This is a genomic window from Arthrobacter sp. Sr24 (assembly GCF_054511175.1).
This window is the reverse complement of sequence record NZ_JBTNDB010000002.1, coordinates 218,663-233,289: the sequence shown is the minus strand read 5'-3', so window position 1 is coordinate 233,289 and position 14,627 is coordinate 218,663. Positions and strand designations below refer to the sequence as shown.

Annotated in this window: 11 protein-coding genes and 1 pseudogene; 6 read left to right on the top strand and 6 right to left on the bottom strand. The window is 59.1% G+C overall.

The features are described 5' to 3' along the window. Window positions 1-111 precede the first annotated feature (111 nt). From ACX80D_RS03025 to ACX80D_RS03010, 4 genes and pseudogenes are all read right to left on the bottom strand, one after another. Entirely contained in the window at window positions 112-1,239 is a 1,128-nt protein-coding gene (locus tag ACX80D_RS03025) for an ABC transporter substrate-binding protein (protein ID WP_459321128.1), read from the bottom strand. Further along, a complete protein-coding gene (locus ACX80D_RS03020) occupies window positions 1,199-1,663 on the bottom strand; it encodes an ABC transporter substrate-binding protein (RefSeq protein WP_459321126.1) in 465 nt (154 codons plus the stop codon). The genes ACX80D_RS03025 and ACX80D_RS03020 overlap by 41 nt, the downstream gene beginning before the upstream one ends. A 239-nt stretch (window positions 1,664-1,902) precedes the next feature. After that, window positions 1,903-2,909, bottom strand: a pseudogene (locus ACX80D_RS03015) (Gfo/Idh/MocA family protein). Between the two features lie 105 nt (window positions 2,910-3,014). Further along, window positions 3,015-3,863 (bottom strand): sugar phosphate isomerase/epimerase family protein, encoded by an 849-nt coding sequence (locus ACX80D_RS03010; protein ID WP_459321124.1) that lies wholly within the window; start codon window positions 3,861-3,863, stop codon window positions 3,015-3,017. 324 nt (window positions 3,864-4,187) lie between these two features. Here ACX80D_RS03010 and ACX80D_RS03005 point away from each other — a divergent pair, with 324 nt between their 5' ends. Further along, window positions 4,188-5,249 carry a LacI family DNA-binding transcriptional regulator gene (locus tag ACX80D_RS03005; RefSeq protein ID WP_459321122.1) on the top strand — a complete coding sequence of 354 codons (1,062 nt, stop codon included), beginning with the start codon at window positions 4,188-4,190 and terminating at the stop codon, window positions 5,247-5,249. Window positions 5,250-5,879: 630 nt separating this feature from the next. Here ACX80D_RS03005 and ACX80D_RS03000 read toward each other — a convergent pair. Together ACX80D_RS03000 and guaB1 are read right to left on the bottom strand one after the other, a co-directional pair. Next, window positions 5,880-6,716 carry a hypothetical protein gene (locus tag ACX80D_RS03000; RefSeq protein ID WP_459321121.1) on the bottom strand — a complete coding sequence of 279 codons (837 nt, stop codon included), beginning with the start codon at window positions 6,714-6,716 and terminating at the stop codon, window positions 5,880-5,882. A gap of 136 nt (window positions 6,717-6,852) precedes the next feature. Further along, on the bottom strand, window positions 6,853-8,352 hold the full coding sequence (gene guaB1 / locus ACX80D_RS02995) for a GMP reductase (RefSeq protein ID WP_459321119.1): 1,500 nt from the start codon (window positions 8,350-8,352) through the stop codon (window positions 6,853-6,855). A gap of 352 nt (window positions 8,353-8,704) precedes the next feature. On the opposite strand from guaB1, the gene ACX80D_RS02990 reads away from it, so the two are divergent. From ACX80D_RS02990 to ACX80D_RS02970, 5 genes are all read left to right on the top strand, one after another. Further along, the gene (locus tag ACX80D_RS02990; RefSeq protein WP_459321117.1) at window positions 8,705-12,496 is read left to right on the top strand and encodes a multifunctional oxoglutarate decarboxylase/oxoglutarate dehydrogenase thiamine pyrophosphate-binding subunit/dihydrolipoyllysine-residue succinyltransferase subunit; all 3,792 of its coding nucleotides are present in this window, start codon (window positions 8,705-8,707) and stop codon (window positions 12,494-12,496) included. An 88-nt stretch (window positions 12,497-12,584) separates the two neighbouring features. Then, the gene (locus ACX80D_RS02985; RefSeq protein WP_459321115.1) at window positions 12,585-13,184 is read left to right on the top strand and encodes a GDSL-type esterase/lipase family protein; all 600 of its coding nucleotides are present in this window, start codon (window positions 12,585-12,587) and stop codon (window positions 13,182-13,184) included. 160 nt (window positions 13,185-13,344) lie between these two features. Beyond that, window positions 13,345-13,419 (top strand): 50S ribosomal protein bL37, encoded by a 75-nt coding sequence (locus ACX80D_RS02980; RefSeq protein WP_459321150.1) that lies wholly within the window; start codon window positions 13,345-13,347, stop codon window positions 13,417-13,419. A gap of 106 nt (window positions 13,420-13,525) precedes the next feature. Then, window positions 13,526-13,993, top strand: coding sequence for a hypothetical protein (locus ACX80D_RS02975; protein ID WP_459321114.1), 468 nt, complete (start codon window positions 13,526-13,528; stop codon window positions 13,991-13,993). A gap of 6 nt (window positions 13,994-13,999) precedes the next feature. Next, on the top strand, window positions 14,000-14,581 hold the full coding sequence (locus ACX80D_RS02970) for a group III truncated hemoglobin (protein ID WP_459321113.1): 582 nt from the start codon (window positions 14,000-14,002) through the stop codon (window positions 14,579-14,581). The last annotated feature ends 46 nt before the right edge of the window (window positions 14,582-14,627 follow it).

Genomic DNA, 14,627 nt, shown 5'->3' with positions numbered 1-14,627 from the left:
CTCTAGCTCGTTTTTGTCTCTGTGAACTTTGTCTGTCCTTTCCCCTTCCCTCCCTCCCCCCTTTTTTTCCCGCTTCCCCCCCCAGGAAACTGGAAAGGAGTTTCGCCGGACTTACTTGACGGGCGAGTAGTTGTAGATTGACGGGACCGCCTGCTGGATCTGCGGTTCAACAGTGACCTTGTCGTTGTGGTAGTACATCTGGTTCACCCGGTACAGCGGTGCAAACCAAGCCTGCTCGACGACGTATTTGTTGACTTCCTGTGCGAGTTTGCCAGCCTCAGCTCCACCGTTTTGGACTGCATCGATCTTGGCCTGCAACTCAGGGCTGGTGGTGTCGAAGGGGTTGTAGAGGGCATCGGTAGAGATGATCTGGTTGATGGCAACCCACGCCTCCCCTTGGAATGCGGAGAAGAACAAAGAGGGGAATTTTTGTGCCGCAACGTCGCTGGTAAAGGTATTAGTCAGGGCTGCTCCGACGTTCAAGGTGACGCCGATGTCCGCCAACTGCTGCTTGATAACGGAGAGCACTGTTTCAAAGCCCGGGAGGAGAGGAACGTCGATGGTCACACCAGACTCGTAGCCTGCTTCTTTCAGCAGCGCCTTAGCCTTGGCGGGATCGTAAGTGTACGCGTTCTCAAGTTCCTCGGTCCAAGCGCCACTTGCCTTGCCGAACGGCTGTGAGGTGGGAGTTCCCTGACCCAACATGACCTGCTCAAGGATGGTCTTTCGGTCAAAGGCGTAGTTGATGGCCTGGCGGACGCGGACATCCTTCAAGGCCTCGTTCTTTACGCCACCACGGTCGAACAGCATCAGGCCCTGCCAGTCCACCTCATTTGCCACCAACTTCATCTTGGCGCCCTCTGCCTGCTTGCCAGTTTTCGGATCCAGCAGTGTGGCGTCGACCTGCCCGGAGACCAGGGCGTTGGTGCGTGCGGTCAGATCGGCCATGATCTTGAAGTTGAGCTTGCTGTACTTCTGCAGATCCTTGTTCCAGTAGCCTTCTCGGGCGTTGAACACGGCCAGTGAATCCTTGACCGATGCTGCCTTGTCCATGACATACGGTCCACTGCCAACCGGCTCAGTCTTGATGGAGTCTGTCCCCAAGGCCTCGGGGCTGCCCATCAGACCGGCAGCCTGGCTGAGGTAGTACTCCAGGGACGGGTCCGGGGCGGTGAGGTTGAGCTCCACGGTGTCGGCGTCAACAACCTTTACCTCGGAAACTGCCTTGAGCTGGGCCATCTGGGGGCCGTTGGCCGTCTTTCTGGGGGCCGTTGGCCGTCTTGAAGTGTTCAAAGTTGCTCTTCGCAGCCTCGGCGTCGAACTTGGCACCGTCACTGAAGGTGACATCCGTGCGCAGGTCCACGGTCAGCACCGTGTTGGCGTCATTATACTTCCACGCTGTAGCCAGCATGGGGCTGAGCTTGCCGTCAGGTTCGCGCAGGATCAGGGTGTCGTAGACCGCCTGATAGGGCTGAAGTACGTGTCCCACGTGGGCCTGTGCCGGGTCCCAGGAGCGCAAATCTTGGAGCGTTCCCAGCGTTAGGGTGGTTGCTGCCGGGGCGCCGCCTCCGTCGTCAGCGGTATTGCCTCCGCCACAGGCGGTCAATGCCAGCGCCGAAGCAGTAAGGACTGCCATGACTGTTGATTTTGGACCAAACTTCATCGTTGGCTCCTAGTTCGTAGAGTTGAATCTAAGGGGGTGGGGTCTAACTAAACTCAATGTGTCTTGCGCCACACTTGTTGTTGTATGGAATACGCTACTGCCGATGCAACGTTTTGGCAACCGCTTGTCATGAAATGCCTAAATTTGTTACCAACGCGAAATAGATCGTGCCAAATCAGCAACTATTTCCTATAGGAATAGGGCAACCGGTTGTTGTCACGCCGCCGTGTGGCCGGGCCCTAAGAGACCTCCGCCAACCGCTCGGGGTAGCTCTGGGCGTAGACGTCTTTGATGATGCGCAGGGTCTTCAGCGCCTCAACGGGGTCAATCCAAAACGGACCGTCCTGCCCCAACTGCGAGTAAAAGTCCGCAATGTACAGCTGGTGCGAAACACCCCAGTAGTCTCGACCACCAGATGCAGCGCGGCGTTCTTCAACGACCTCCACACGGCCGTCATCGTGCGTAATAGTCAGATCTCCGCGCAGGTGCAGAGTGGCTTTTTCCGCCACAATGTCCACTGTGACGGGCGCATTCACCGAGTTGGCCAGCGTTGCATAGAAGACGCTGCGAACGCCGTCGCCGTGGGTGAGGACCAGCTCAGCGGTATCTTCCACGTCTATGGCATCGCCGAGCGCGTGGGTGGCAGCGTGGCCCGAGACAGAAGTCACCTCGCCCATCATCCATGGAACAAATCAAGGGTGTGGATGGCCTGGTTCATGAGGAGCCCGCCACCGCCACCTTCCCAGCTGCCCCGCCACGGACGGTTCTGGTAATAGGACGCGTCCCGGAACCACATCACCGTTCCGGAGCCACCAAGCACAGCGCCAAATTCACCCGTAGCGAGCCGCTCCGACATGGCCTGCACCGCCAGGTTGTAGCGGTTCTGGAAGCAAATGCCGATCCGCGCGGAACTTGCAGCAGCAGCGGCAGCCAGCCGCTCGCCGTCGGCCATGGTGCTGGCCAGCGGCTTCTCGCTAATGACATTGATGCCGCGCTCCAGCGCAGCAATGGCCGGATCTGCATGCTGATTATGCGGCGTACAGACATGAATGACGTCGGGCCGCACCTCATCGAGCAGCGCCGCCACATCCGCGTATCCCGGCACTCCATGGGCCGCTACAGCTACCGCCAAGCGCTCCGGATTGGTATCACAGACCGCCACCAGCTCGGCGTCGTCGATCGCGGCAATAGCCTCAAAATGGACTGTGGCAACGTCTCCGCAACCGATGATGGCAACTCTGGGCATGGTGACTCCTTTGTCGGATACTGATGGGCGCTACGGGTTTTAATACATACTTGCTGAAACAGCTCTGGCGGCGCCCCAATGGACGCCGCCGGTGCAACACATGACTTAGACGAGCGTGATTCCGATGGCGTCGGTGGCCGAACGGAATGCTCGGGCTGCCTCTCCAAAGGCTTCGGGGCCGGAGAAACCGCCAAGTTCATGCTGTGCCGCTAGGTGCGGTTCAAGCGAAGCGAAGCCTGTGTAGCCGTCCTGGCTCAGCGCAGTTAGCGTCTCGACGAGCTGGCCGTCGCCCTTGCCAGTGGGCACAACTTCACCGCTACCGGCAATGGCGTCTTTAACCTGCAGGTATTCCAAGTATGGGCGGAGCATGGCGTAGGCATCCGTGTATGGCTTGACGCCCACCTGAACGAAGTTGGCGTTGTCCCACGCGGCGCGCAGGGCCGGTGAATTGACGGTTTCCATGAGGTCCAGGACGCGCTCAGGCGTGTCGCCGTAGATGTCCTTCTCGTTCTCATGAATAAGAACGACGCCGGCCTTTTCTGCTTCCGCTGCGAGTAGCACCATACGCTCCATGACGGCGTCGCGAATGCTTTCCGGACTCTGATCCTCACCACTGAAGTAGGAGAACATGCGGATGTACTTGGTATCCAGGGCCTTGGCCACCTCGATGATGCGACGCAGACGGGTCACCTCATGCTCAGCCGGGAGGGAAATGTCCACCTTGCCAATGGGACTCGCGACGGCGGAAACCTTGAGGCCGGCTCCATCCAAGATCGCTTTCAGTTCCGCTACTAGGGCATCGTCGAGTTCCACCACATTGGTCTCCCAAGCGCTGCGAACTTCAATGTGCTTTGCACCGAGGGCCAGCATGACAGCTGCCTGCACTTTGGGATCGGGGTCAATTTCATCGCCGAAGCCAGAAAGGGTCCAGGTCGGGTTCACGGTGCTAGTCATGGCGGTCCTCCACGTAGTTTGGCGTGAGGTTTGTCCCGGCCGCTAATACTGCTTAACGCCAAACTTGCACCTGATGGCCGGTGACTCACTTCACATGATTGCTCTAGTGGAGAGTTTAGCCTCGAAACAAACGAATGACAACCGATTGCCATTCTTAGCCATTAACCGTACTCTTGCAATAAGGGACAGTGCTGTCCGTCACATTGAGTGTCTTCGTGCTGACTGCTCACTGCGTTTACCGCCCTACGATTTTTCTTCACCGATTGTTCTTTGCCGCTTCTTTTTCATTGTCTCTTCACTGTATTCATCACAAGGATGTGCCTCATGAGTGCTCCCCCTAGCACCAGCCCCAACACCGGTCCCGCTCAGGGGCTGAGTGCCATCGGGAAGAAACCTGCCACGATTCATGATGTCGCAGCACTTTCAGGAGTGGCCGCATCAACAGTTTCCCGTGCGCTCTCCACGCCAGGCCGCGTCAACTTCCGGACACGGGCTCGCATCGAGGCGGCTGCTGCTGAGCTGAAGTACGTTCCCAACGCTCAGGCGAAAGCGCTCAGCTCGGGCCGGACCAAAGCCGTTGCCGTTTTAGTCTCCGACATTACTAACCCCTTCTTTTTTGACATCATCCGGGGCACGCAACTCCAATTGAAAGCGTCGGGATACACGCAACTACTGGTCGACACAGAGGAATCGGATGAGGTGGAAAGCAACACAATAGGGCAATTACTCCAAACGGCCGACGGCGTCATCCTCACCTCTCCACGTCTCAGCGACGAGGCTCTGAGTGCGGCCGCAGCAAAGATTCCGATCGTTACCATCAATCGTGATGTCCTTGGAGTTCCTTCGGTAATACTGGATACCCCCACCGCCACCAACCAGGCGCTGGATCACCTGATTTCTTTGGGGCACAGTCACATTGCCTACTTGGCCGGCCCGGACAGCTCCAGCTCCAACATTCGCCGCTGGGCGGCCTTGTCTGCTGCTGCGGAGGATCGCAAGGTGACTGTGGTCCGCCTCGGCCCCTTTGCGCCACAGACGTATGCAGGGGCGGCAGCCGCCGATGCCCTGGTCCATTCCGGCGCAACAGCAGGTATCGCCTTCAATGACCTCCTGGCCATCGGCATGCTGCAGCGGCTTCAGGCCCGGGGTGTCCGGGTACCGGAAGACATCAGCATTGTCGGCTGTGACGATATCTTCGGAGCCGACTTCTGCAGTCCGCCGCTAACCACAGTCACGGCTCCTGTGGAACAGGCAGGACGGGTAGCGGTCACGATGCTACTGAGCAGGATCAATCCGGGCTTCGGCAATTTGCCGCGCAGCCAATCCGTGTTGCCAACCCACTTGACCATTCGCGGATCCACCGGGCCAGCACCAGCAAGATCTTAACCCGCCGCTGTACCCAGCCGGAATCTCCGCTATGGCGGGGATCGGCTGTCGGTGAAGCCAGGGCGTAACCACGGCTAAGCCGGACATGGCCAATGTTCGCTGGACACCGTGGAACCGGACCCCATACGCACCACGCGGCTGCCCCAATGCGTATAACCAAAGTCCACTTTATTTATACGCAAGTACGACCCGCTCTACCTGCGTCACTTTCATTGCACCGCAGCCAGGACCCCACCGCTCTACTTATAAATAAGTTGCGCTCCAGGAGATGGCTACAATCCCACCATCTTGTCCTCGCATTTCACTGGGGCGTGGCATTGATCCTGTCCATGGCCGCTGTACCCAGCCGGAATCTCCGATATGGCGCGGATCGGCTGCCGGTGAAGCCAGGGCGTAACCACGGCTAAGCCGGACATGGCCAATGTTCGCTGGACACCGTGGAACCGGACCCCATACGCACCACGCGGCAGCCCGAACGCGTATAACCAAAGCCCACTTTATTTATACGCACGTACAGCCCGCTCTACCTGCGTCACTTTCATTGCACCGCAGCTAGGACCCCACCGCTCAACGTATAAAAAAATTGCGCTCCAGCAGATGGCTACAATCCCACCATCTTGTCCTCGCATTTCACTGGGGCGTGGCATTGATCCTGTCCATGGCTTGACTCACCCATTCCAGCATCAAGTCAGGACGTTCCAAGACAACCCGTGCGGAAACTCGCAGATGCCACATGCCTTTGATGGTCAACAAGGTGTCCCGCACCAGGTCAGTGGCCCAGCCATCTGGGTTGTCGTGGTAAGCAGCTCCGTCGGTTTCAAGTCCAAGCAGACCATCAATCCAAAGATCTAGACGCCCGACACCTTGTTGGTAGTACTGGGATTGAACGTTGTATCCCGCCTGCCGAAGATAGTACCTTGCGATGGTCTCAACGATGGACATCGATTGCGGATCGAGCATAGCGATAACAGCCCGCGCCCGGGCATCGCCGGTGCGCGAGAACTCGGCCCGCAAAGCTGGAATGGTGCAGAGTTTGAGCGCTACCGCGGACTCCAAGACCAAGAGCCCGTCCAGCTCTGAGCCACACCGTATGCACTGCCGCAAAATGTCCATGATCGTCTGGGGGCCACTTACCCGGTGCACCACACAACCGGCAATCGCATTACCGTGGGCGGCAGCGACGTGCGTAAGGGCTGGCTCTTGGATCAACCACAGCCCAAGCTGTTTGGCCCTGCTCAGGCAAGTGCGCCTGGCTTGGAAGTGTGCCAGCCGAATATCCATCGGATCAGCACCTGGAAGGGCGAAGTATCCGCGTTCCACTTTGATGATCATCCCGGAATCCACAGCCTGTTGCAGCCCCCAGTCCGTGCATCCGCGGGCCAGCAAATCCTTGCGGCGGGCGACTTTCCCAAACCTTTGAATCTCGGCAACTACTGATAACGGCTTCCCGCCGCGCAAATTAGTCATGATCCCAGCGTGGCCCCGTGGACAAGCCCGTGGAAGACCCCCGTTTAAGCTGTGGATAATCGGAGTCGTTTTCCGGGTGTGGAGGAATCAATCCGAGGCTGATTCCGTGGGAACGGTCATCAAAACTAGCGAATGGTTACCAGCTCTGTGGCAGCGGTCGGCCTTCCTCATAACCGGCGGCCGACTGCACACCAACGATGGCCCGCTCATGGAACTGGGCCAGCGAGGAAGCGCCAGCGTAAGTGAAGGAGCTGCGGAGCCCGGCGGTGATCATATCCAGCAAGTCTTCAACACCTGGCCGAGCTGGGTCCAGATACATCTTGGACGTGGAGATTCCCTCTTCAAAAAGTCCCTTTCGGGCCCGTTCAAAAGCGGCGTCGCCTGAGGAACGGTTCTGCACTGCCCGTGCTGAGGCCATACCAAAGCTCTCCTTGAACTGCCGGCCGTTAGCATCCACCTGCAAGTCACCTGGGCTCTCGTAGGTGCCAGCGAACCATGAACCGATCATCACTTGCGAAGCGCCGGCAGCCAAGGCAAGAGCCACATCGCGTGGGTAACGCACTCCCCCGTCGGCCCAGACGTGGGCACCCAACTCGGCAGCCGCCGTCGAACATTCCAAAACAGCTGAAAACTGGGGCCTTCCCACAGCCGTCATCATGCGCGTGGTGCACATGGCACCGGGGCCCACACCTACCTTGATGATATCGGCGCCGGCCGCCACCAGATCCCGCACACCGGCGGCGCTGACAACGTTGCCAGCAGCCACCGGGACGGAGGGCGACAGCGAACGAACCGCACGCAGCGCCTCGAACATCTTTGCCTGGTGTCCATGGGCGGTATCTACCACCAACGTGTCCACACCGTAATCCAACAATGCAGCAGCTTTACCGGCAACGTCGCCATTAATGCCCACGGCAACGCCCAGCCGCAAACGGCCGGAATCGTCAACAGCCGGCCGGTAAATGGTGGAACGCAGCGCGCCGAGCCGGGTCAGGACCCCTACAACTTCCCCGGAACGCAGCACTGGGGCGTAATCTGCACCTGCAGAATCCAGCACCGCGAAGGCAGAGCGCAGAGCAGCATCGGTCAGCGATTTGGCCTGCGCAAAATCAACGTCGCCGGCGTCGGCCTGCGTCCGGATCTCGTCAAAGGGCGTAGCGTCCAGCGTCAACACGTTCGAACGCATGACCGAGGCGAGCGAAGCAAAACGGTCCGCTCCCTCACAGTCGGCACTGCGAACTACGCCAACAAAATCGTTGCCATCAACTACCACCACGGCATTGTGGGAGCGTTTGCCCATGAGGTGCAGGGCGTCGATGACAATGTCACCCGCCGTCATCAGCAGCGGAGTTTCATAGAGCGAATCGCGCTGCTTGACCCACGCACTGACCTGACCCAGCACCTCCAGCGGCACGTCCTGAGGCAGGATCGCCATCCCGCCGCGCCGGGCCACGGTCTCAGCCATACGCTTGCCAGAAACCGCCGTCATATTGGAAACCACCAGCGGAATGGTGGTCCCCGTCCCGTCCACACTGGATAAATCAACGTCCAGTCGTGAGGTGATGGTGGAGTGTGAAGGAATCAGAAAAACGTCCGAGTAAGTCAGATCGGTGGCGGGTTGGGTCAGAAAACGCATGGCACTCCCTCAGTGGTGCGGACCAGTGGACCATGGTGCGGACCAGTGGACGGTCTCGGCAGACGACGAAGCAAATAGGAGCCGTCCGCGTTCGATTCTAGTCATAATGTGAAGCACGTTCGCCGCAAATCTGGCCTATTTTGCCTGATTTACTCAGCGCGCCGTGGCACAGATTGGCCTACAGTCTAGATTGCTTACTAGACTTACACCCGGAACGGGTTTGTTGGACCCGGACCATTTTCGAATAGGCTTCGCACGTTTGCGCCGAGGGTATCCGCCAGATTCGGGTGCCGTCGCCTTGCGCGGGCATGCACAACGGGCAACAAGAACTCATGGAAGAGGCGTAATACACGTGCCAGAGCAATCCATCCACCGTCTACCCGAAGAATTTGGCGGCAACGAGTGGCTCGTCGATGAACTGTACGAGCGCTACAAGGGCGATAAAAATGCAGTGGACACAAAGTGGTGGCCACTCTTTGAAGGCTTCGCAGCTGATGACGCGGCTGGAAACGGTCGCCACACTGCCGAGAACTCCGCCCCGATCACCGCACAGATTCCGGTAGTTGCGGCACCTGTTGCTCCTGCCGCTCCTGTGGCAAGCACGACGCCGGCCCCCGCCGCTGCTGCTCCGGCAGCTCCCGCCGTGGCCCCCAAGGCGCCGGCATCTCCGCGTCCTCCGGCCCCGGCCAAGGATGCAGCCCGGACCGGCACGACCCCCATTCCTGCCCAGCTACCCAAGTCCGCTAAGGATATTTCGGTACCAGAAGAAGCCGTCAAGACGGTTCTGCGTGGACCGGCCAAGGCCATTGCCGCCAACATGGTCTCGAGCCTGGAAGTTCCCACGGCCACCAGCGTGCGTGCCATTCCGGCGAAGCTGCTCATTGACAACCGCTTGGTCATTAACTCCAATCTGGCCCGCGCCCGCGGCGGCAAGGTTTCCTTTACGCACCTGATCGGTTACGCGGTCATCAAGGCGCTGTCTGCTTTCCCCTCGATGAACGTGATCTACGACGAGATCGATGGCAAGCCCGTTGCCATCCAGCCTCCTCACGTGAATTTCGGTATTGCCATTGACATGCCGAAGCCTGATGGCACCCGCCTGCTCATGGTGCCAAACATCAAGAAGGCCGAAACTCTGAACTTCGCCGAGTTCTGGCGCACCTATGAGGACCTCATCAAGCGTGCCCGTGCGGGCAAGTTGACAGCTGATGACCACTCCGGAACCACCGTTTCGTTGACCAACCCCGGTGGTATCGGCACGGTTCACTCCGTGCCTCGGCTGTCCAAGGGCCAAGCCGCCATTATTGGCGTCGGCTCGTTGGATTACCCCGCTGAATACCAGGGTTCCAGCCCGAAGATCATTGCTAAGAACGCCGTTTCGAAGATTCTGACGCTGACCAGCACCTATGATCACCGTGTTATCCAGGGTGCAGGTTCTGGAGAGTTCCTCAAGAAGGTCAACCAGCTCCTGCTCGGAGCAGAAAACTTCTACGACGAGATTTTCGAGTCGCTGCGTATCCCGTACGAGCCCGTCCGTTGGAGCTTGGACCTGCAGGTTGATCCCGCCGATGAGATCAACAAGGTTGCCCGGATCCAACAGCTGATCCACTCCTACCGCGTACGCGGCCACTTGATGTCTGATACGGATCCGCTGGAATTCGTTCAGCGCAAGCACCCCGATTTGGATGTGCTCACCTACGGCTTGACCCTCTGGGACTTGGACCGCGAGTGGCCCACAGGCGGTTTCGGCGGCAAGCCCAAGCTGCTGTTGCGTGACATCTTGGGTGTTCTGCGCGACGCTTACTGCCGCACCACTGGCATCGAATACATGCACATTCAGGAACCTGAGCAGCGCGAATGGTTCCAGAACGAGCTGGAGCACCCCTACTCCAAGCCGAGCCGCGAAGAGCAGCTGCGCATTGTTTCCAAGTTGAACGCTGCCGAAGCGTTCGAGACATTCCTGCAGACCAAGTTTGTTGGCCAGAAGCGTTTCTCCCTAGAAGGCGGCGAATCCCTGATTCCGCTGCTGGACTCCATCATTTCTGATGCAGCCGACGACGGCCTGGACGAGGTTGCCATCGGCATGGCACACCGCGGCCGTCTCAACGTGCTGACCAATATTGCCGGCAAGACCTACGCACAGGTGTTCCGTGAATTTGAAGGTACACAGGATTCTCGCACCGTGCAGGGCTCCGGAGACGTCAAGTACCACTTGGGTACTGAAGGTACGTTCACCTCCGACGCCGGCAACGAGACGAAGGTTTACCTCGCGGCCAACCCCTCACACCTGGAAGCCGTTGACGGCGTCCTTGAGGGTATTGTTCGCGCCAAGCAGGACCGCTTGGACCAGGGCGAGAACTTCCCCGTTCTGCCCATCATGGTCCACGGCGACGCTGCCTTCGCAGGCCAGGGTGTTGTAGCTGAAACCCTGAACCTGTCCCAGCTCCGTGGCTATCGCACCGGCGGTACCATCCACGTGGTGGTCAACAACCAGGTTGGTTTCACCACTGCGCCTTCATCTTCACGCTCCTCGGTGTACTCCACCGACGTGGCCAAGATGATCCAGGCGCCGGTGTTCCACGTCAACGGCGATGACCCTGAGGCTGTTGTACGTGCAGCACAGCTGGCCTACCAGTTCCAGCAGCGCTTCCGTAAGGACGTTGTCATTGACTTGGTCTGCTACCGCCGTCGCGGTCACAATGAGGGAGACGACCCCTCAATGACCCAGCCGCTGATGTACAACCTGATCGAGGCCAAGCGTTCCGTACGCCGCCTGTACACCGAGGCCTTGATTGGCCGTGGTGACATCACCGAAGAAGAAGCCACGCAGTTGCTGCGCGACTACCAGGAGCGTCTGGAGCGTGTCTTCGCCGAAACGCATGCCGCCCAGACCTCCCCGATCCCGATCATCACCAAGGACGCCCAGGCCATCTCGGATCTGGAGCGCCCCATGGCCCAGCAGGCCGATTCTGGTGTCAATGATCCCCAGATCACCGCCATCAGCGCCGACATGCTGGCCCATATCGGTGCAACTCACCTGGCCATCCCCGAAGGCTTCGAGGTGCACCACAAGCTCAAGCCCTTGCTGGAAAAGCGCGAGAAGATGTCTCGCGAAGGCGGCATCGACTGGGGCTTTGGTGAGCTCACGGCCTTCGGTTCACTGCTCATGGAAGGCGTCCCTGTCCGCATGGCCGGTCAGGATTCCCGCCGCGGCACCTTCGTGCAGCGTCACGCTGTATTCCACGACCGTGCCAACGGCAACGTCTGGAACCCGCTGACAGAACTGAGCGAAGACCAGGCCAAACTGTGGATCTACGATTCCCTGCTCAGCGAATACGCTGCCATGGCGTTCGAATACGGTTACTCCGTTGAGCGTCCTGACGCTTTGGTTGTTTGGGAAGCCCAGTTCGGTGACTTCGTCAACGGCGCCCAGACCGTCATTGATGAGTTCATCTCCTCTGCCGAGCAGAAGTGGGGCCAGCGTTCATCACTGGTCCTCATGTTGCCGCACGGCTACGAGGGTCAGGGCCCGGACCACTCCTCAGCTCGCATTGAGCGCTTCATGCAGATGTGCGCCGAAGAGAACATGATCGTGGCCAACCCGACCACACCGGCGTCGCACTTCCACCTGCTGCGCCGTCAGGCCTACCGCCGCCCGCGCAAGCCGCTGATCATCTTCACTCCGAAGCAGCTCCTTCGCCTGAAGGCTGCCGCCTCCTCGGTGGAAGACTTCACCACTGGCGGCTTCCGCACCGTGATCGGTGAGCATGCAACGGTAGATAACAACGCCGTCGACCGCGTCGTCTTGGTCTCCGGCCGTCTGTACTACGATCTGATCGCAGCACGTGATAAGGCTGAGGACAACAAGGTCGCCATTGTCCGGGTGGAGCAGCTGTACCCGCTGCCGTTGGATGAGATCAAGGCTGAACTGGCTAAGTACCCCAACGCCGATCTGGTGTGGGCACAGGACGAGCCCGCCAACCAGGGTCCGTGGCCGTTCATGGGCCTGAACTTGGCCCCCGAGTTGGATAGGAAGCTTTCGCGGGTTTCCCGTCCGGCCTCGGCATCCACGGCCACCGGTTCCTCCAAGAACCACGCGGTTGAGCAAACGATGCTTGTCAAGCAGGCTTTCGAGCGTAGCTAAGCCACACGGAGATGCCCGGTCTGTATTATCAGGCCGGGCATCTTCTATTTAGACTTTCACTGTTTGTCAACGAAGGAAAAGGGGAGCCGTGGAAAAACGGGACCTGAGAATTGTAGCTGTAGGGGACGAATTAGTGGCCGGTGTGGGCGATCCCCGCGCCTTGGGCTGGCTGGGACGGGTCCTAGCCAGGACCCCTTCCGACGCCGTCTCCATTGAGCCTTTCGTCCTTGCCAGCCCACGCGAGGGCACCGAGGCATTGGCGGGACGGTGGCTTACGGAGGCGGGGCGTCGCTTCGACGACTTCCATGAGAACCGTCTGGTCATTGGGCTTTCGGGCCGCGACATTGAGTACGGCCTCTCCACGGCCCGCAGCCGGCTGAACTTGGCGAACATCCTTGACGGCGCCACCCAGTTGAACATCCCCGTGTTCGTGGTAGGCCCGCCACCGTCGCTAGATCCGGCGTTGAACCGGAAGCTGGCGGAGCTGAACACGGCCTTTGCCGATGTCACCACGCGCCGCAAGCACCACTACGTGGACACCTTCACGCCGTTGCAAAACCACGAGCAGTGGCGCAACGATGTCGCTGCCAACGCCGGCGCCCCCGGCCAGGCAGGCTACGGCCTGATGGCCTGGCTGGTACTGCACCGCGGCTGGTATCAGTGGCTGGAGATCCCCGAGGCGGTGTAGCGCTGCACGGCTGCATCTGGTGTTTAGGTGCGTCACGTATCTAGGTAAAGCACCACGGACAAATCTCAACTGCCCGCCAGTTAGGTGCCGATGTGTCACCTATGCGAAACTATATGAGGATCGTTTTTAGAGATCTCAATTTTAATGATTGGAGGCAGCTATGTCGAAGCGTTCACGTAAGCGCAAGGACCGTAAGAAGGGCGGCGCTAACCACGGTAAGCGTCCCAACTCGTAGGTCTTGACGTACACAGCAAAAGCCCGTTCGGCCACCATGGCAGGACGGGCTTTTGCATATCAACAAAAAATTATCTCACCGTCAGAGTCTTGAGAGAAAACTGAGAATGTTCACACTCGTCCTGCTTATCATGGTGCCGTTTGTTTGGTTCGGCATGGTCACTGCCATCTCGTTCATTGAAACCCCTTTGAAGTTCAAGGCACCGGGCATGACGCACGCACTGGGTGTGGGTATTGGCAGGCTTGTTTTCAAGGTGCTGAACATGGTGGAGGCGATCATGGCGGTACTTCTTGTGGGAGCGTGGACTCAACAACAGGACCTGGTCACGCAACCCATCGGCATCCTTTTGGCGTTACCCATTGTGGCACTGGCCGTGCAAACAGTCTTTTTGCGCCCAGCTATGGCCAAGCGGACCAAGGCACTGGCACAAACCGCTCGGAGCCATGCAGGCAGCACCGCTGTCAAGGCCAAGGTCGCAACAGGAAGCCACATTGCCTACATCGGCTCTGAAGTATTGAAGGTCATCGCCTTACCGATCGCAGGGATCCTCTTGGTCCTGGCCGTGGCTGCGTAGGCCCGGATGGAACGCGTAGCACGGAACTCCGGCAGAACGGCATCGAACCTCAACGCCTATACCCCATCATCACAAGCGGCAGCGACACCGGCTATGGATCGCCGCGACATCGGCACCCGAGAAGACATTCTGTTGTTGGTGGAGACGTTCTATACCAAGGCGTTCCAGGATGATTTGATTGGGCATATCTTCACCGATGTGGTGCACATGGACCTGCCTCGGCATATGCCGATCATGGCGGATTTTTGGCAGACTGTGCTGTTCAAGGCGGGCCTGTACAGGAGGAATGCATTGAAAATTCACTTCGACATCCATGCCAAGGAGCCGCTGACGCTGGATCATTTCAACCGATGGTTGCAGTTGTGGACCACCACCGTCGATGAGCTGTTCGCCGGAGAGAAGGCGGAGCTGGCAAAAGTTCAAGCGCACCAGATCGCTGGCTCGCTGCACCGGCGCATGACTGGCCGCCCAGCCAGCCAGTACAGCACCATCTCCATGCGTCCAGCTTCCGCAGGCGTAGAACCAGAGTGGCCAGAAGCCGAGCGTCCAGAGGCCGACAACCCCATGGAACCGAGCCCGGGCGTCTAAGCAGCTCAGACACTAGGGCCAGCGCAAAACGCACTAGGGCCAGCGC